We start from the raw sequence: 18,448 nt of genomic DNA on the forward strand, positions 1-18,448 counted from the left end.
AGCACCGCAACACGCTCGACCTCAAACACAATGGGGTTGTGCCCGTGGTGGACCTTGGGCGGGTCTATGCGTTGCAGGGAAAGTTGACTGAGGTGAATACTCGTGCGCGACTCAAGGCAGCCGAAGCGGCCAGCGTGCTCAGCTCGTCCGGCGCACGCGATCTTCTTGATGCCTATGACCTGATTGCGGAAACCCGGCTTGAGCACCAGGCGGCACTGGTGCGAAAAGGCGTCGAGCCCAATAACTATCTGGTTCCCGCGGACCTGTCCGATTTTGAACGAAGTCATCTGCGCGACGCCTTTGTCGTGGTAAAAACCATGCAATCAGCGGTCGGACACGGCAAGAGCATGCTGAGCTGACACAAGACGGATTGGGAGAACAAGCCATGTTTCTGGAGCTGATTGCGACGGTCTTTGCGGGCATTGCCATCGCTGGATTGGTGATGATCTTCAACCGTGCGACCGGAGGCCGTTTGCCGCGCTGGCTGGCCCCGCTGGCCGCAGGATCAGGGATGATCGGCGTAACGGTCATCAGCGAATACTCTTGGTACGACCGAACCCGCGCCGCCCTTCCCGAAGAGATGATAGTCGTGCAGGAAGTCGAAAGCCGTGCGGTTTACCGCCCCTGGACATATGTGGCACCATTTGTCGTACGCTTTGCCGCAGTCGATGAAGCTTCGGTTCAAACAAATATGAAAGTCCCTGGTCAACGCCTTGCCGATCTCTATTTCTTCGGCCGCTGGGCGCCGGTGTCCAAGCTGCCTATAGCCGTAGATTGCAACCAGTTGCGTCGGGCAGACCTTTCCGATGGTGTTGAGTTCGCCTCTGATGGAGAGGTGCTGAATGCCAACTGGATAGAGGCGGACAAAACTGATTTGGTAATTTCAGCGACTTGCGAGATACAGCAGTGATGGCCCACTTAAGCCTGCGACTTCGCGTGTTTCTATTTTTTTGCCTGCTCGCTTTGGGCGGGTTGAGCGTGACCGGCGCCGCTTTGTGGTTGGGCTATAGCCGAGCAAACGCACCGGACATGCTGGATGCGTTCGTCTTCAGTGGGTTGCTCGTCGCCTTTGGATTGCTGGGATTGATTGTCGGGGTTTGGTTGTTATTCGACGAGAATGTCGCCAAGCCGATTGAACGCTTGTCCGCGCAGATGCGGGCGCGGACGTATGCCGGAGTGGCCACCGATCTGGATATGCATAACGCCCGCTATCTGGGTGATCTTGCCCCGGCCGCCGCCGGGCTTGCCGGCGTTCTGTCCGAGACGGCCATGAACACCGCCGAAGCCGTAGCTGCTGAAACTGCGCGATTGACCGCCGAAAAGGAACGCTTGACCGCGCTCCTCACCGAAATTCCGGTGGCCATGGTTCTGGCCAGCCCAAAACACCATATCGTGCTCTATGACGGGCAGGCTGCCGAGGTGTTGGCGCAAATCGCTCCTCCTCGCCTAAACGCGTCCCTGTTTGACTACCTGCGCCGCGATGCACTGGAGGCGGCATACGCGAAACTCATCAAGACAGGTAGGGATGTATCCTGTACTCTGACCGGTACAGACGGAACGCAATCTTACGCGGTGCGAATGAAACCGCTTGGGAGTGCGCCTGGATACATGCTGATTTTTGATGAAGCCACAGCGCAAATATCGCCCGAATCCGAACGCCCGCTGGTCTATGATTTCGATCTGCTGGAATCGCATCTTGATGAGGCGTTTGAAAACCGACGTCTCGCTGATTTATGCTTTGTTGTGTTCGACACCGAAACCACCGGCCTTTTACCGCACAAAGACGAAATCGTGCAAATTGGGGCTGTCCGGATCCTGAAGGGACGGATTATCTCGGGAGAGAGTTTGGATACACTTGTGGACCCCGGAATACCAATCCCTCCTGCTTCCACCAAGGTGCACAAAGTAAGTGACGCAATGGTTCGGGGCGCGCCGGATATCGTCGAAGCTGGCCGAGCCTTCCATCACTTTGCTCGCGATGCAGTAATTGTGGCGCATAATGCACCTTTCGATATGGCCTTTCTTCGTCGGCATGCGAAACCTATGGAGGTCGTCTGGGATCATCCGATCCTGGACACAGTACTACTCTCCGCCGTTCTGTTTGGCGCCAGCGAGGTTCATACACTCGACGCTCTGTGCGACCGGCTAGACGTCGCGATTCCAGAATCTTTGCGACACACTGCGCTGGGCGACGCGCAAGCTACGGCAGAGGTGCTGGTCAGGATGCTTCCCATGCTTCAGGCCCGCGGCATGCAGACCTTTGGCGATGTGATTGCTGAGACCCGCAAACACGGTCGCCTGCTCGAAGACCTGAACTGACGTAAAGGCGCCTTGCGCGCCCTGCTTGCATGGACAAACTGCCCAAGGCATGGCAGGTGGGACCGACTCAGGAACACGAGCGCGCGCGATGACTGAAAAAACCTTTGTTCCCGGCACGGAGGCGACCCTTGCCTTTCGCGAGGCATTGGGCTGTTTTGGAACTGGCGTCACAGTCGTCACGACGGCAGCACCGACCGGTCAGGTCGCAATAACGGTCAACTCATTTTCTTCGGTTTCCCTGACACCACCACTGGTGCTTTGGTGTCTGGGCAAGGACTCCAACCGGTTCGAAGCATTTAGTACATCAACCCGGTATGCCATTCACGTCATGGCCGAAGACCAGCAGGGTCTGGCGCTTCGTTTTGCCCGCAATGGGTTCGATTTCACTCATACCACTTGGACACCGGATACGAACGGCACCCCTTTGCTATCGGGTTGTCTTGCCCGGTTCGATTGTCGGTTGAACGCCCGGCACGAAGCAGGAGATCACTTGATCATAGTCGGAGAGGTAGAGCAGGTCATGTACCGCACCGGCAAAGGCCTGATGTTTAAACGGGGCCAGTATGGAGCTTTCAAAGACCTTCTCTGAACTCACCAACCGCCATATCGTTATTGCTCCCAAACACAAAACGAGGGAGTGAATTACCTACAGGACAAGAGAGACGGCGTCCCCTGGAAACATCTCAGTCGTCCAATATCCCATGAACTGCAAATGCCGCCAACTCTGCCTCTTGAGGAGTAATTACGCGGTAAGTTTCATGAACTCCAGCATCTCCCAATGTGCGGGCGACCGTAAGCAAGGTGTTTGGAGAGTGGTCGTCACAAAGATCGGCCATGAACACGATTTCATCGCGCGCGACATCCAGTGCCGCTTCGACGGACGGTGCGCCATAAAAACTTACGAAGTAGTCGGCCAGTCCCTTGATCAATCGCTCAAACTCGGTCTGTTCCACTTGGGTCACTGCAACGAACGTCACGCGCCCAAACGTTTCTAGCCCAAGCCAACCATTGGAAAAAGCCTGCTTCGCCTTACCCTCCAGATCGGCTTGCGACCAGTTCGAAAACTCGAAGCCACCCGAGATGCACCACTCACCGGTGCGCGCCGGGGAATGAAAGACATTCAGGTCGCTTTCATCGAAATGGATTGCGCGCGCGAGTTTCATTCCCTCCCCTCCAACACTGTTTCCATCGGTAACAAATGAGTGTCGGCTCCTTCCCGGATCAACATACCGAACCGTTCGTCCGTTCCAACAAATATCCCGTGAATCCCTGACTGAGTGACCGGTTCGCCGATGCCGCGCAAAAGTCCCATCCATTCGCCGTGCAAGGGGCCGTTGCCGTCCTCTTGCCATCGATTGAGCCGGGTCAGCATGTGTCGCGACCAGCTTTCGATCAGCCCGACAGGAGATACTTCGGCGCAACCTTCATCATAAAGCGCAGTATTATCAAGCTTGTCACCCGGCGCGTCAGTTTGCATCAAGGCCAAGGTCCATCCGATCACGAGCCAATCGGGTGCCTGTTCAGAGTCGGCCGTGGAGGCCGCGGCGCGAAAATACCCGCAAGTAGCTCCATTGACGCATATCAGCCCGTCCCAACTCAGGTGAACCGCCACCTCTGGTGGCGCTTGCACGCCCAGGGCATTCTGGAACCCCACAGCGCATAGAGGTAGCATCGCCATTGCGTCGCTCAGCGGAACTTCGGGCGCGAAAACAATCGCCACCCGCAATAAGTCGGCCTGGATGTTATAGGTCACGGTGCCCGAATCACAGCCTAGTTCGGCAAGGGCCTGAGCACGATCAAAAGGATCTTCCCCACCCCGCACGGGATGACCGGCCAGCAAGGGAGGAAAGACCGGCTGATTCATGCGTACCCTTTTGCGATCAGATCGCGGGCGATACGTCTGAATGCGTCAGCTTGTGGGCTTTCGGGCTTGCTGACCACAATGGGGGCCCCACCATCCGCCGCGATCCGGATATCGAGGTGCAAGGGGATTTCCCCCAATAGCGGCACATCCATCGCCTTGGCCTCGGTCGCAACGCCACCATGACCAAACACGTGCTCTTCATATCCACAATTGGAACAGATATGAGTCGACATGTTTTCGATCATCCCGTGGATCGGCGTCTTGAGTTGACGGAACATATCAATCCCTTTCCGGGCGTCGATCAAGGCCACGTCCTGTGGGGTGGAAACGATGATTGCCCCATCCACCTTGAACTTCTGACTGAGTGTCAGTTGCACATCGCCAGTCCCTGGCGGCAAATCGACGATCAACACATCAAGCGCGCCCCACTGCACCTGACCCATCATCTGTTGCAAGGCGCCCATCAGCATCGGACCGCGCCAGACCACGGCCTGGCCTTCATTCACCATCAATCCCATAGACATCATGGTGACACCGTGATTTCGCAGAGGCAAAATCGTCTTACCATCAGGGCTTGCCGGACGGCCTGACACGCCCAGCATCCGCGGCTGCGAAGGACCGTAAACGTCGGCATCCAACAACCCAACTCGCCGACCTTCCGCGGCCAGTGCACAAGCGAGATTGGCCGAAACCGTGGATTTGCCCACCCCCCCCTTGCCTGAAGCAACTGCAATGATGCGATCCACGCCCGGCACTGCCTGCGGCCCGGATTGGGACGGCTTCGGTTTTGGTTTCAGGTCCGGCGGCGTCTTTTCAGAATGTGCGGTCATCATGGCCGAAACCTTTTCGACGCCCGAGACCATTTTTGCCGCCTGCTCGGCCGTGGCACGGATAGGTTCCATCCGCTCGGCCTGTTTGGGATCGATTTCCAGAACGAATCGTACCGTATCGCCTTCGACATTCAGCGCGCGAACAAGCCCAGCGCTCACGATGTCCTGCCCGGAAACTGGATCAGTGATTTTCTTGAGGTTGGCCAAAACGGCATCACGAATGCTCATGCGTTGTCATCCTTAATCTGGCCCGTCACAACGTGCTCGACTTCCAGCCCTTCGATGGTCAGCACAACCTTGGCCTCAAAGCTCTTGCCCAACGGATTGCCTGCCTTGCGCAGCCCTTCTTCGATGGCCTGTTGGCTGGTCACGCCGACCTGCTTGAGGAATTTTCGCATCGACATGTTGTAGTCACAACTCATCGCATGTGTCTCCATCTCATACTGTTCATTTGACGCATTCGTCCAAATCCTTCTAGGCTTGTTCCATGCGCTTTGCCCCGTTGTGCCTGAGCCTGATGCTCTACGCCAGCCCCTCTTGGTCGCAGGAGGTATTGGGATTGTCTGCACCTGATGAAGTTGTTCAATCGGGTTTGTTGAAATATATTCTTCCACGCTTTTCCCTCAAGACCGGCGTTAAGGTTGTTGCAGACTCAAACGGACCGATGTTGATCGTCACTGAAGCGCCAGGGGACCCCGTGTTCCAGCGTGGCGGCACACTGTATTTTTTAAGAACTGAAGCAAAAGCGGGTCAGCAACGATTTCGGAAGTGGCTTCTGTCCGACATCGGCAAACGAACAGTCGAGAGTTATCGGCCTCATGACGGCATCCCTTTTGCCGCGAGTATTGATATTGCGTCCATTGATGAAACAACCGATTTCGAAGGCAATGCGCAACTTGGCGCGAAACTCTCTCTGACTCATTGTGGTCGTTGCCATGTGATCGGGCCGGAAAACCGAATGAACGGGCTTGGTTCGACACCCTCATTCGCAGTGTTGCGGTCATTGCCTGACTGGTCCACGCGATTTCAGCAGTTTTATGCGCTTAATCCGCATCCAGCCTTTACCCAGATCGAAGGGGTAACGTCGCCTTTTGATCTCGGACGTCCGCCACCAATCCATCCAGTAACGATTACCCAATCCGAACTGGAAGCGATTCTCGCTTTTGTCAGCGTGGTTGCTGCTGCAGATCTTGGCGCGCCTTTGCAAACTCAGTGATCCTTGCGCTTGCTGAAGTAGTCTTCGGTAGTGACAATCCGCGGTTTAGGATTGCCGGTGAGCGGGTTGTTTTTGCTGTTAAATTGGGCCTGAACACGGCAATTGTCGCACATCTGGATTAGGCGCGCTTGTTCCGAGGACGCGAACATGGGATGGCTGCCCGCCAGTTTTTCCATGATCCGCTCGATTGTGGATGCCACCCCGAAAGGTGTTCCGCATTCGATGCAGGTAAAAGGCTCCTCTTCGTTCAGAACACATTGTGACAGAGCAGCATCCATTAGGTTTAGTTGAGGCACCAACGTGATCGCTTTCTCCGGGCACGCCGTCCGGCAAATGCCGCATTGGAGGCAGGCATCTTCTTGAAAGTTCAGTTGTGGTTTGTCCGGGTTGTCGATCAGTGCGCCCGAAGGGCACAACGACACACAGCTGAGACAAAGCGTACAGGCGTCGGTGTCGACGGCAATCGCGCCATAAGGGGCCGTCGCAGGCAGCGGCAATGGATCGGGCGCATCGGGATTCAGCGCCTTTGCGGCAAGTCGAGTAATCTGGCGACGGTTGCCAAGTGGCAAAACCGGAGCGGATAGAGGGACCGGCACAAGCTGAGAGTACAAAATCTCCGCCAACACGTCCGGGTCGGATTCGTCTATCAAACCGACTGCGTTCTCTCCTGCAATTGCTTGCGCCAATACCAGTTCGCGCAGCAAGGCATCACGTTCCGTTTTTAGAGAGATTAGTACGTCCACACGTGCAAATCCGTGCGCCAGAGCTGCCAGCATCTCTGCATGTCCAAAACCGGACACGACGCCCAGCTCAAGCGGGATCACACTGGCTGGCAACCCGCGCCCGAACCGGGCCGCCAGTCGGATCATCTCGCCCCCAAACCCATCATGCACCAATAGGCGCGGCGACAAGCCACCAGCCTGACGATAGGTGCGTGCCAGAATCTGTATACGCGAAATGAGCGACGCGAGTGGAGGATCTTCATAGGCGATTGCAGTCGACGGACAAAGCGCTGCACACTCACCACATCCTGCACAAATCATCGGATCGATTTGAATGTGGTCGCCCGCTGCGGTTATCGCCCCGGTCGGGCAAATGTCGAGACAATTCGAACAGCCGGACAGCCCTGCACGGGAATGAGCGCAAAGACTTTCATCAAGACGAACATACAAGGGTTTCTCGAATGTCCCGACCAGTTGCGCCGCTTCAAAAGCCAGTCCAGCGACCGCAATAGCATCGCGAGGGTCGGCCCGGAGATATCCCTCGCGTTTCTGAGGCGACTGCACAAGGGCCTGTTGGCCCGTCAGATCGATCACAATGTCGCATTGCGACCGGGCACCATCACGCGGCGCAGACCACTCAAAGGTGTCACGCCCGCCAGGACAAAGTTGCTGCATCGCATCAAGGCGCAACTCGAAATCACCAAGTGCGCCACGAACTTGCCTGATCTTTCCACGTACAGCATCGAATGCCCGCGACACAGGTGTTGCATTGTCCGTTACCAATACAGTGACGGTCAAACAATCCGACAACCGCAATGCAAGGTCAAAAGCCACGTCGCCCGGCCCGACGATAAGGCAGACTCCTTCGCTGACGACATCCCGGCTGGGCGTTGTTGGAATAGGCAGCATGGCTTCGGCAGTTAGTGCCGCCATTTTCGGCATCGCGTTGGCACCTTCATCCGACCACCCTGCCCGATCGCGCAGATCCACGAAACCGACGGTATCGGCACCAAGTTCTTCCGCCAGTTCCTGAAAAACCACCTTCTCTTGGCCGCAAGCAATAAACAGTTCCGTGTCTTGTTGCATTAGCTTGGCGGCGGCGGCCAGTTCGCTCGTACAAAGCGCCGAATGAACGCGCGAGCACATTGCGCCACAAGACTTGGAAAGCGCATCCCCATCTATCGATTGCGTTCCGGCACAATCGCACAAAAGCAGTGTTTTCTTCATGTCCTCCCCTCGGACAAACCAAGCCCAACTGTCTCTCCATCCATCGTTCGAACAGCAAGTCAGTAAGAATCAAGGCAGACAGGCCGCCACTCCTTCTGCACTATAGTTCATAAATTTCCGCAAGCCAGCAGCACAGAACTGGTTATTTAGTTGATAAAATAATGGTGAACACAAAAATAATCTTTTCTCCGGGCTTGGCACAGCGCTGTTTTGTGTACCATAGTTCACAATATGGAGGGATGGGGAGAGCCTTCCAGGGAGGAGTACGTGGCCAAGGCCGCCAATCACATTGAGATGCCGCTGGGCGTAGTCGTTCGGAAATCACCAGGCGTGACCCGGTGGGCCAAGTGGAACTGGCGCGCGGTCGCGGTTCTACCCGGCGCTGGTCCTGCCAATTGGGTCGAGTTGCGTCGTGAGGGCGATGCAATCGAGTATCATGCCGCCACGTTGCCTCTGACGCTTTGGACGTCCGATACCGAGGCCTACAAGGTCAATCTGGCCGACAGTCAACCTTCAGTCTATTTGGTGTTGCGCGACGAGGGCGACGAAAGCGGCGTCTTGAACGCTGTTTTGGCCACGGCTTCTCCATTCGAAGGACAGGACTATGCCGACACCGGTGAAGAAATCGTCGAAAAGATACCGATGTCCGAGGGGTTGATCGCCTGGGTTCGAGATTTCACCCTGAAACACCATCGCGATGAGGCATTCGTCAAACGGCGGCGCGACAGAAAAAGGGTAGATATGGTAGAGAACGGCAAGGGCGACGCTCGAATACGACAAGACGCGGACGTCTACCGCGCGCCACGGAGGATCGTGCATTGAGTCGCCCGCACGATTTCTGGTCCCGCCGCAAAGCCGCTGTTCTGGCAGAGGAAGATGCGGAGCGTGTTGCCCTGCAAACCCAGGCGAGCATGGAGCAACAAGCGGAACTCGAACATAGAAGCGATGCCGAAATACTCGCCGAGCTGGACCTGCCCGACCCGGACCACCTAAAGCCGGGTGATGACATCGCAGGTTTTATGGCACGTGCCGTTCCCGACCGCATTCGCCGTCGTGCGTTGCGGCAACTGTGGCGGCTGAACCCGGTTCTGGCGAACGTTGACGGATTGGTTGACTATGGTGAAGATTTCACTGACACGACGCGGGTTGTCGAAAATATCCAAACGGCATATCAGGTCGGAAAAGGCATGATAGCCCATGTCGAGGCTCTGGCATCAAAAGAAACGGAAATGCCGGATGTCGATGAAGTGGTCGAAACGACGATTTTTGATGACGTCGAACCCTCACCCCCTGCTCTCGCTGCTGAGCCTCCTGCAGAAGTCAGCGATCTTGGCACAGAAGACAGATTGAGCGCCGCACCTCCCCCTCGCCGAATGCGGTTCGAATTTGAAGGATAACCTGATGACGGCCAAGACTGCGCAAATTCCGGAAATAGCCGCCGAAGACCGGACGCGTGCGGATTTCTACAACTTTCTTGGCGTGTTGCTTGCTAGCCCGCCCGAACAGATTCTGTTGAATCAGATCGCAGGACTACGCGGCGACGACTCGGATTTGGGGCTAGCGATTCAAACGATGGCGCGTGTGGCCAAAGTGACCAAACCAGCCGCAGCGGAACGCGAGTTCAACGCCCTGTTTATCGGATTGGGACGTGGGGAGTTGTTGCCCTATGCCAGTTTCTACCTCACCGGCTTTTTGAACGAAAAGCCTCTGGCGCAACTGCGAAACGACATGGTCGCGCGTGGAATCACACGTGCACCGAACGTGTTCGAGCCCGAAGACAACATTGCCTCGCTGATGGAGATGATGGGGGGCATAATAGTGGGGCGCTTTGGTGCGCCCGCGTCATTAGGCGATCAAAAGTTGTTCTGGAGAAAACACATCGCCCCTTGGGCGGTGCATTTCTATTCGGATCTGGAAGCTGCCGAAAACTCGGTCCTCTATGCCTCCGTCGGTACTGCCGGGCGGATATTCATGGAAATCGAGCGTGAAGCGTTCCGAATGACGGCAGCGTGATGCGTTGCCACTCGCCAGCGCCCGAATGGGCGCTACATCGCAAATGGGAAAGGAGGATCCCATGAGCAAGACCAAGGAAACCGGCACATCCCGCCGCGACTTCCTGAAACTGGCCGGAACCGCAGCGCCTGCTGCCGTCGCCGCAGCCAGCCTGAGCGACAAAGCCGAAGCGGCGCATGAGCCCGTGGATGAAACCCGCATTCAGGATACCGCGCACACTCGCGCCTACTTGGACAGCGCCCGGTTCTGAACCGTACGACGTCACCACCCGGTCGACGGTTGCGTGAGGCCCTGACACCGGGTTTTGGGAGTACCAAGCCAGCCATGAATATATGGCGTGCAAGGGAGGAAAAACATGCTTAGGAAAAAGACCAACGGGGTTGCGCGACGCCCCCAGCGGACAAGTATCCTGTCCCAGGTCGGCGAGAAAACCGTCGATCGCCGCGCATTCTTGCGCGGGTCCGGGTTAACGATCGGCGGATTGGCCGCGATCAGCGTAACGGGCGGAACCGTGACGCCAGCCAGCGCCCAGACAGCGGCCAATCAGGCCGTTGAAACCATCAAGTCCGTCTGCACCCACTGTTCGGTCGGATGCACAGTCATTGCCGAAGTGCAAAACGGCGTCTGGGTCGGGCAGGAACCCGGTTGGGACAGCCCGTTCAACTTAGGCGCACACTGTGCCAAGGGGGCGTCGGTTCGCGAGCACGCCCATGGCGAACGCCGCCTGAAATATCCGATGAAAAAAGAAGGCGGAGAGTGGAAACGCATCAGTTGGGAAGAGGCGATTAACGAGATCGGCGACGGCATGATGCAGATCCGTCAGGAAAGCGGGCCTGACAGCGTTTATTGGCTCGGTTCAGCCAAACACAACAATGAACAGGCGTACCTGTTCCGCAAGTTTGCCGCCTATTGGGGCACGAACAACGTGGACCACCAGGCCCGTATCTGTCACTCGACCACGGTTGCAGGTGTGGCAAACACCTGGGGCTATGGCGCGATGACGAACAGCTACAACGACATCCACAACTCCAAGGCCATCTTCATTATCGGCGGCAACCCTGCCGAGGCTCATCCGGTCTCGCTGTTACATGTTTTGCGCGCAAAAGAACAAAATAATGCCCCGCTCATCGTCTGTGACCCGCGGTTCACAAGAACCGCGGCCCATGCCGATGAATACGTGCGCTTTCGTCCGGGGACGGACGTGGCACTGATCTGGGGTATCCTTTGGCACATCTTCGACAATGGATGGGAAGACAAAGAGTTCATCCGCACCCGTGTCTGGGGCATGGATCAAATCCGCACCGAAGTCGCTCAATGGACACCAGAAGAGACCGAGCGTGTGACAGGCGTACCGGGAAGCCAGCTCAAGCGCGTGGCCCGCACCATGGCCAACAACCGTCCCGGCACCGTAATCTGGTGCATGGGCGGCACCCAGCACACCAATGGTAACAACAACACCCGCGCCTATTGCGTGCTTCAATTGGCGCTAGGCAACATGGGCACCACGGGGGGCGGAACCAACATCTTCCGCGGCCACGACAACGTACAGGGTGCAACCGACCTTGGCGTTCTTAGTCATACTCTGCCCGGCTATTATGGCCTAAGCGCCGGGGCGTGGGGCCACTGGACGCGAGTTTGGGGCGAGGATTTGGATTGGCTAAAGGGGCAGTTCGCCACGATCAAGGATAAGGATGGCAAGGATAAGCCGCTGATGAATGAAAGTGGCATTCCAGTATCCCGCTGGATCGATGGTGTTCTGGAAGACCCGGCCAACATGGACCAGGACAACAACGTCCGGGCTATGGTGTTGTGGGGTCATGCGCCCAACTCGCAGACCCGCGGGCCGGAAATGAAAACGGCGATGGAGAAGCTCGATATGCTGGTCGTTATAGACCCGTATCCAACTGTTTCCGCCGTGCTTCATGATCGCACTGACGGCGTCTACCTGTTGCCTGCGTGCACGCAGTTCGAAACCCGGGGCTCGGTCACGGCCTCGAACCGCTCGCTGCAGTGGCGCGACAAGGTGGTGGATCCGTTGTTCGAAAGTCTGCCCGATGAGGTCATCATGGCCAAGTTCGCCAATAAGTTCGGCTGGTCAGATCGTTTGTTCCGAAACATCGAAATGGAGGATGCCGAAACCCCAAACGTCGAAAGCATCACCCGCGAACTCAACTCAGGTCTCTGGACAATCGGATATACTGGGCAGTCGCCGGAACGGCTCAAAAGTCACATGGCCAACCAGCACACGTTTGACAAAACCACGTTGCAGGCTGTGGGCGGACCGAACGATGGCGAATACTACGGCCTGCCGTGGCCTTGCTGGGGTACAGCCGAGATGGGGCACCCCGGAACGCCTAACCTTTACGACATGTCCAAACCGGTCGCCGAAGGCGGCCTGTGCTTCCGCGCACGGTTCGGGGTCGAGCGGGATGGTGACAACCTGTTGGCTGACGGCGTCTCAAACCCAGGTGCTGAAATTCAGGATGGCTATCCGGAATTCACCATGCAAATGCTAATGGATCTGGGATGGGACGGCGATCTGACGGCCGAGGAACGTACGGCCATCGACGCGGTTGCAGGCCCGGAAACCAACTGGAAAACCGATCTTTCCGGCGGTATCCAGAGGGTAGCAATCAAGCATGGCTGTGCTCCTTTCGGCAACGCTAAAGCCCGCGCGGTCGTTTGGACTTTCCCGGACCCGATCCCGATCCATCGCGAGCCGCTTTATACACCGCGGCGTGATTTGGTGGCGGATTACCCGACCTACGAAGACCGGCATGCGTATCGCTTGCCTACCCTCTACGCCTCGATTCAGAAGAACGATTTTTCAAAGGATTACCCGATAATCCTCACGTCAGGTCGACTGGTCGAGTATGAGGGTGGTGGCGAGGAAAGCCGGTCAAACCCATGGTTGGCCGAACTGCAGCAGGACATGTTCGTCGAGATCAACCCGCGCGACGCCAACAACCTTGGCATTCGTGACGGCAGTCAGGTCTGGGTCGAAAGTCCTGAGGGAGGCAAGGTCAGGGTTATGGCGATGCTAACCGAAAGGGTCGGTGCCGGCGTGGCCTTTATGCCATTCCACTTCGGTGGGCATTTCCAGGGCGAAGACCTTCGTCACAAATACCCGGCCGGGGCAGACCCTTATGTGTTGGGTGAAAGCTCAAACACGGCGCAGACCTACGGTTATGACTCAGTGACCCAGATGCAGGAGACCAAGTGTACTCTCTGCAAGATCTCGGCAGCGTAAGGAGGACGATTTATGGCTAGAGCAAAGTTTCTCTGCGACGCTGAACGCTGCATTGAATGCAACGCCTGCGTGACCGCGTGCAAGAACGAGCACGAGGTACCCTGGGGCATCAACCGCCGACGGGTGGTAACGATCAATGATGGCAAACCAGGTGAACGCTCGATCTCGGTGGCCTGCATGCACTGCTCGGATGCACCCTGCATGGCGGTCTGCCCGGTAGATTGTTTCTATCAGACCGAAGACGGTGTGGTACTGCATTCAAAGGACCTGTGCATCGGGTGCGGCTATTGTTTCTATGCGTGCCCCTTCGGCGCGCCACAATATCCGCAGGCGGGTAATTTCGGATCACGTGGAAAGATGGACAAATGCACGTTCTGCGCCGGTGGCCCCGAGGAGACGCATTCCAATGCGGAATTCTCGAAATACGGCCGCAACCGTATTGCCGAGGGCAAACTACCCATCTGCGCCGAGATGTGTTCCACCAAGGCCCTGCTGGCAGGTGACGGCGATGTGGTTTCGGCGATTTACCGTGAACGCGTCGTGGCGCGCGGATTCGGCTCGGGCGCTTGGGGATGGGGCACAGCCTATGACCAAAAAGGCGGTTAAACAGCTGGCCTAATAACGAAATAGGTGACCCGCCCTGCGGGTCGCCCCTCCCTCTGAAAAGGGATAGGTATCGCCATGATCCGAATGATTTTTGCAATCATATTCGCGTTTGGAATGGCCGCAGATGTATCTGCGCAAGAAACTGCAACAGGTGAAAACGCGCGTGCCGCAACAGGCGGAGCTTCGACTCTTGAAGATATCCTTGCACGTCAGCGTGGCGAGCAAGTCAGCAACGATTACCGCTCTGGCAATACAGGTCAGGGAAACGTCGAAGCGCTGATCGGCCAATTGGGCACGCGCGGCACTGCGTCGGACAGCGACGTGTTCCGCGCTCTTCGCTATGGATCGGCGGATGTAACAACCTCATCGCGCAGCCCGGCCTCGAGTGTTATCATTCAGGACAGCGGCATGTGGTGGTTGAATTTCCGTACTGGCCCGCTTCGTACCTATGGCACATATCTGTTGGGGGCAATGCTGGGTGTCCTGCTGTTATTCTATTTCGTCCGAGGCAAGATCCGCATCGATGGCGAGAAAACGGGGCGGACTGTCACACGGTTCTCTGGCTTTGAACGCTTCGGTCACTGGTTGTTTGGCGGGTCGTTCCTGATCCTTGGAGCAACCGGTTTGATTACGCTCTACGGACGAGATTTTTTGATTCCGCTTGTCGGGAAAACTGGCTTCGCTTCAATTGCGTTGGCCTGCAAATGGGTTCACAACAATATCGCATGGGCCTTTATGCTGGGGCTGATCATCATCACGCTGAACTGGGTCGCCCACAACATTCCCAACCGCCATGATATAAAATGGCTTGCTGCGGGCGGCGGTTTGTTCACAAAGGGCAGCCATCCCCCGGCAAAGAAGTTCAACGCCGGACAAAAAATCATCTTCTGGACGTGCGTTATTCTTGGCATATCGATTAGCCTATCGGGTTTATCACTGCTTTTCCCATTTGAGTTTCCGATGTTCGCCAAGACGTTTGTCATAGCTAACGCTACCGGACTTCCCGAATATCTTGGGCTGGGCTTACCCGAACAAATGTCCCCGCATAAAGAGATGCAATTTGCTCAGGTATGGCACGAAATGGTCGCCTACGGTTTTCTGGCCATTATCATCGCGCACATCTATCTGGGATCGATTGGAATGGAAGGCGCTTTCGACGCAATGGGTTCGGGTGAAGTTGAGGAACAATGGGCTCGTGAGCACCATTCGCTGTGGCTGGATGAGGTCCGAGAGGCACAAGCCTCCAAAAGCGCGACCTCGCCTGCGGAGTAGATGAGGTCGCTTATCCTTGTATTGAGCCTACTGCCGCTGCCTTTGGCGGCAGAGTTTTTCACGCTCAAAGGACACGGTGGGCCGATCATGGCTATCTCGGTCGCTCCAGATGGTCGCATTGCCACTGCTAGTTTCGACAATTCCGTGGGCATCTGGTCCGGGCGCGCGCCAGAATGGCTCGAGGGCCACAAAGCGGCAGTCAATGCAGTAATCTTCAATGGAACTGCGGTCTACTCGGCGGGTGACGATTTCTCGCTGCGCCGATGGCCTGGTGGTGACGTTGTCGGAAAACACAAGGGTAAGATCGTCGGCATCGCCGCTTCCAAAACGCATGTAGCCACAGCCAGTTGGGACGCTTCCATCGGTATTTGGCCCGTCGACGGCAGTTCGCCGACAACTCTGGGTCCGACAAGTAGCGGCGTGAATGCTGTCACCTTCAGTAACGATGGTCGCCAGTTGTACTCTGCCGGAGCCGATGGCGCCATTCGCCTGTGGGATGTCGAAACCGGTAGGGAACTGCGTCGCATCGTCAAACACGAATTCGGCGTCAATGAATTAGTCCTGAACGAACATGACGGTTGGTTGGCCTATGGGGCAGTCGATGGCGGCACTCGTGTTCTATATCTCGACACAGGAGAAGAACACGATTTCACTCTGGACCGCCGCCCCATTTTGGCCTTGGCGTTGAGCGCCGACAGGCGCCTCATGGCTGTTGGTGATGGCGAAGGCTATATCATGGTGATTGACACAGAAAACTGGGGGATCGTCCATGACTTTCGCGCGACATTGCATGGTCCCGTGTGGGCTCTGGCCTTTTCTCCGGACGGAGAAAACATCCACGCTGGCGGTATTGACGATGTCATGTACAGTTGGCCGTTGTCTGCCCTGGGCGAGTACAGATTGATTGCCGAGAAGGAACGCTCATTTCTGAAGGATCCGGCCGAAATGGACAATGGTGAACGCCAGTTTTTCCGAAAATGCTCCATCTGCCATTCGGTCGTTTCCGATGGGGGTCGCAAGGCCGGGCCGAGTTTGCATGGCCTTTGGGGGCGGCGCGCAGGAAGCCTTCCAGACTATCTGTATTCTGAGATACTAAAAAACTCTGATATCATCTGGACAGAAGAGACCATAAATGCCCTTTTCGATCTTGGGCCGGACCACTACATTCCGGGCTCCAAGATGCCAATGCAGAGGATCACGAGCGCAGACGACCGCGCCGATCTGATTGAGTTTCTGCGCTGGGCCACTTCGCAGGAGGAACATTGATGAAAGCGTTTTTGGCCGCTCTCGCCACCATGGTCGCGGTCGCCGCAGCCGCCCCGATGGCGCTGGAGCAATTCGGGTTTTCGGCTTCAAACACCGGTTCCTCGGTTCGTCTCGACTGAATGCCCGAGTTTCTGACCACCCGCGAGTTGGCCGAATTGCTGCGGATCGGCGAGCGCAAAGCCTATGACATGGCCTCATCAGGTGAAATTCCACATGTGCGTGCTATGGGAAAACTGCTGTTTCCCCGCACCGAGATTTTGGCTTGGCTCAACGCGTCACACTCAGGTCCGCAGGTTGCGGAACCTTCATTGCCTCAGATCGTGGCCGGTAGTCATGATCCATTGCTGGACTGGGCGCTGAGGGAAAGCGGGTCAGGACTTGCAACGTATTACGATGGGTCTTTCGATGGGTTGGAACGTCTCAGACGTCGAGGCGCACAGGCCGCAGCGTTGCATATTCACGAAGCCGACGGTTTCAACCTACATACCCTTCATCACAGTATGGGCGAGGCACCTGTAGTTCTGATTGAAATCTCCCGTCGCCAACGCGGATTACTGTTGGCACGCGGCAGCGTTGGCATTACCGGTTTTGAAGACCTGAGGGGTCGTCGGGTGGTGCAGCGCCAACACAACGCTGCCAGCCAGCGCCTGTTCCTGTCGCAACTGGAACAACACGGCCTGAACACGAATGATCTTGCCCTGCCCCAGCACTGTGCCCGCACCGAAGAAGAATTGGCCATTGCGTTGCACGACGGCAAGGCCGAGGCCGGGTTTGGTCTGGGTGCTCTTGCGGGTCTTTATGGGCTGGATTTCGTTCCGACCCACGAGGAACGCTTTGATCTGGCGATTTGGCGGCGGGCCTTTTTCGACCCACCAATGCAAAACCTTATGGGGTTTTTGCGCTCGGACAGGTTCTCAGCACGAGCGGTGGAATTGGGCGGGTATGACCTTTGCGGTCTTGGAACAGTTCACCACAACGGGCAGTCCGGTTAGGAAGCCGCACGGCACCCTACCTATTCCGACACGGCGGTTCGCCTCGGCTCATTTCGCGTTCGGAAAGAACAGTTGCTGTCCGTCAAGCATGTAAGACGCGATAGCCGATTGACCATCGTCGCTAAGCAACCAGTCAATAAACCGTTTCCCGGCTGCAGCTTTGACTCCCGGATGCTTATTTGGATTGACCAGAATAACTCCATACTGGTTGAACAGTCGGGGATCGCCTTCGATCAGTATCTCAAGGTTCCCCTTATTACCAAATGCGATCCATGTGGCGCGGTCGGTCAAAGAATAGGCATCCATTCCGGCTGCTATGTTTAGTGTTGCGCCCATGCCGGACCCTGTTTCGCGATACCAATCCCCCGAGGCCGCACCAACGTCTATTCCTGCGTTCGCCCAATGTCGCAATTCGGCCTTGTGCGTTCCGCTGTCATCCCCTCGCGAAGCGAAAGGGGCTTTAGCCCAGGCAATGGCTCTCAAAGCGGCGACGATATCATTGCCACCTTTAATCCGGGCCGGGTCTTTTTTCGGACCGACAAGCACAAAATCGTTGTACATCACGTCAAAACGTTCAACCCCCCAACCGTCAGAAACGAATTTCTCCTCGGCCTGCCTGGCATGCACCAGCAAGACATCACCGTCGCCATTGGTCGCGTTCTTGATTGCCTGCCCGGTGCCGACCGCAACCACGCGAACTTCGATACCGGTTTCAGCTTCAAATCCCGGCAAGATAAAGTCCAGCAGTCCTGAGTTCTGCGTCGACGTCGTCGATTGCAAGACAATGAAGGCGTCCTCGGCCTGTGCCGATCCGGCAGCCAAAGCAAGTGCAAACGCACTTGCCCGGAACCATGCTCCAAACATGTGTTTC

20 protein-coding genes are annotated in these 18,448 nt (G+C 56.6%); 14 read left to right on the top strand and 6 right to left on the bottom strand.

Going from position 1 to position 18,448, the window contains the following annotated elements:
• The 4 genes from AC2FLX_RS03535 to AC2FLX_RS03550 all read left to right on the top strand — a co-directional run.
• Positions 1–359: putative nucleotidyltransferase substrate binding domain-containing protein (locus AC2FLX_RS03535; RefSeq protein ID WP_496875378.1), on the top strand; the 359-nt coding region annotated here is incomplete at its 5' end.
• Positions 360–385: 26 nt separating this feature from the next.
• Positions 386–910: a hypothetical protein gene (locus AC2FLX_RS03540; protein ID WP_496810844.1), complete on the top strand. Its 525-nt coding sequence runs from the start codon at positions 386–388 to the stop codon at positions 908–910.
• Complete coding sequence (locus AC2FLX_RS03545; protein ID WP_496810845.1) at positions 907–2,319, top strand: 3'-5' exonuclease; 1,413 nt, start codon at positions 907–909, stop codon at positions 2,317–2,319. The genes AC2FLX_RS03540 and AC2FLX_RS03545 overlap by 4 nt, the downstream gene beginning before the upstream one ends.
• Before the next feature lie 88 nt (positions 2,320–2,407).
• Entirely contained in the window at positions 2,408–2,908 is a 501-nt protein-coding gene (locus AC2FLX_RS03550) for a flavin reductase family protein (protein WP_480749917.1), read from the top strand.
• A 94-nt stretch (positions 2,909–3,002) separates the two neighbouring features.
• Here AC2FLX_RS03550 and AC2FLX_RS03555 read toward each other — a convergent pair whose 3' ends face one another.
• The 4 genes from AC2FLX_RS03555 to AC2FLX_RS03570 are packed head-to-tail and all read right to left on the bottom strand — an operon-like array spanning position 3,003 to position 5,435.
• A complete protein-coding gene (locus AC2FLX_RS03555; RefSeq protein WP_496810846.1) occupies positions 3,003–3,482 on the bottom strand; it encodes a DUF6505 family protein in 480 nt (159 codons plus the stop codon).
• On the bottom strand, positions 3,479–4,183 hold the full coding sequence (locus AC2FLX_RS03560; RefSeq protein ID WP_496810847.1) for a biotin/lipoate--protein ligase family protein: 705 nt from the start codon (positions 4,181–4,183) through the stop codon (positions 3,479–3,481). The genes AC2FLX_RS03555 and AC2FLX_RS03560 overlap by 4 nt, the downstream gene beginning before the upstream one ends.
• Positions 4,180–5,241, bottom strand: a complete 1,062-nt coding sequence (locus tag AC2FLX_RS03565) for an Mrp/NBP35 family ATP-binding protein (protein ID WP_496810848.1) — start codon at positions 5,239–5,241, stop codon at positions 4,180–4,182. The genes AC2FLX_RS03560 and AC2FLX_RS03565 overlap by 4 nt, the downstream gene beginning before the upstream one ends.
• Positions 5,238–5,435: a DUF6494 family protein gene (locus AC2FLX_RS03570; RefSeq protein WP_480749913.1), complete on the bottom strand. Its 198-nt coding sequence runs from the start codon at positions 5,433–5,435 to the stop codon at positions 5,238–5,240. Before AC2FLX_RS03570 ends, AC2FLX_RS03565 begins: the two co-directional genes overlap by 4 nt.
• A gap of 65 nt (positions 5,436–5,500) precedes the next feature.
• On the opposite strand from AC2FLX_RS03570, the gene AC2FLX_RS03575 reads away from it, so the two are divergent.
• Positions 5,501–6,229: a hypothetical protein gene (locus tag AC2FLX_RS03575; protein ID WP_480749912.1), complete on the top strand. Its 729-nt coding sequence runs from the start codon at positions 5,501–5,503 to the stop codon at positions 6,227–6,229.
• Here the strand turns inward: AC2FLX_RS03575 and AC2FLX_RS03580 are convergent.
• Positions 6,223–8,178: a 4Fe-4S binding protein gene (locus AC2FLX_RS03580; RefSeq protein ID WP_496810849.1), complete on the bottom strand. Its 1,956-nt coding sequence runs from the start codon at positions 8,176–8,178 to the stop codon at positions 6,223–6,225. The genes AC2FLX_RS03575 and AC2FLX_RS03580 overlap by 7 nt on opposite strands.
• Positions 8,179–8,445: 267 nt before the next feature.
• Here AC2FLX_RS03580 and AC2FLX_RS03585 point away from each other — a divergent pair, with 267 nt between their 5' ends.
• The 9 genes from AC2FLX_RS03585 (at position 8,446) to AC2FLX_RS03625 (ending at position 17,577) form a co-directional block, all read left to right on the top strand.
• The gene (locus AC2FLX_RS03585) at positions 8,446–9,000 is read left to right on the top strand and encodes a DUF3305 domain-containing protein (protein WP_496810850.1); all 555 of its coding nucleotides are present in this window, start codon (positions 8,446–8,448) and stop codon (positions 8,998–9,000) included.
• Positions 8,997–9,575 (top strand): DUF3306 domain-containing protein, encoded by a 579-nt coding sequence (locus AC2FLX_RS03590; RefSeq protein ID WP_496810851.1) that lies wholly within the window; start codon positions 8,997–8,999, stop codon positions 9,573–9,575. The genes AC2FLX_RS03585 and AC2FLX_RS03590 overlap by 4 nt, the downstream gene beginning before the upstream one ends.
• Before the next feature lie 4 nt (positions 9,576–9,579).
• Positions 9,580–10,191 carry a TorD/DmsD family molecular chaperone gene (locus AC2FLX_RS03595; RefSeq protein ID WP_496807434.1) on the top strand — a complete coding sequence of 204 codons (612 nt, stop codon included), beginning with the start codon at positions 9,580–9,582 and terminating at the stop codon, positions 10,189–10,191.
• Between the two features lie 61 nt (positions 10,192–10,252).
• Positions 10,253–10,441 (top strand): twin-arginine translocation signal domain-containing protein, encoded by a 189-nt coding sequence (locus tag AC2FLX_RS03600; protein ID WP_496810852.1) that lies wholly within the window; start codon positions 10,253–10,255, stop codon positions 10,439–10,441.
• A gap of 105 nt (positions 10,442–10,546) precedes the next feature.
• The gene (locus tag AC2FLX_RS03605; protein WP_496810853.1) at positions 10,547–13,441 is read left to right on the top strand and encodes a formate dehydrogenase subunit alpha; all 2,895 of its coding nucleotides are present in this window, start codon (positions 10,547–10,549) and stop codon (positions 13,439–13,441) included.
• 12 nt (positions 13,442–13,453) lie between these two features.
• Complete coding sequence (gene fdh3B / locus AC2FLX_RS03610) at positions 13,454–14,047, top strand: formate dehydrogenase FDH3 subunit beta (RefSeq protein WP_480601309.1); 594 nt, start codon at positions 13,454–13,456, stop codon at positions 14,045–14,047.
• 75 nt (positions 14,048–14,122) lie between these two features.
• Positions 14,123–15,319 carry a formate dehydrogenase subunit gamma gene (locus tag AC2FLX_RS03615; RefSeq protein WP_496746199.1) on the top strand — a complete coding sequence of 399 codons (1,197 nt, stop codon included), beginning with the start codon at positions 14,123–14,125 and terminating at the stop codon, positions 15,317–15,319.
• Positions 15,320–16,585, top strand: a complete 1,266-nt coding sequence (locus tag AC2FLX_RS03620) for a c-type cytochrome (RefSeq protein WP_496810854.1) — start codon at positions 15,320–15,322, stop codon at positions 16,583–16,585.
• Positions 16,586–16,704: 119 nt separating this feature from the next.
• A complete protein-coding gene (locus tag AC2FLX_RS03625) occupies positions 16,705–17,577 on the top strand; it encodes a substrate-binding domain-containing protein (RefSeq protein ID WP_496810855.1) in 873 nt (290 codons plus the stop codon).
• Positions 17,578–17,625: 48 nt separating this feature from the next.
• Here AC2FLX_RS03625 and AC2FLX_RS03630 read toward each other — a convergent pair whose 3' ends face one another.
• The gene (locus AC2FLX_RS03630; protein WP_480749902.1) at positions 17,626–18,441 is read right to left on the bottom strand and encodes an ABC transporter substrate-binding protein; all 816 of its coding nucleotides are present in this window, start codon (positions 18,439–18,441) and stop codon (positions 17,626–17,628) included.
• Between the last annotated feature and the right edge of the window lie 7 nt (positions 18,442–18,448).

Source organism: Ruegeria sp. YKSF57 (genome assembly GCF_059612585.1).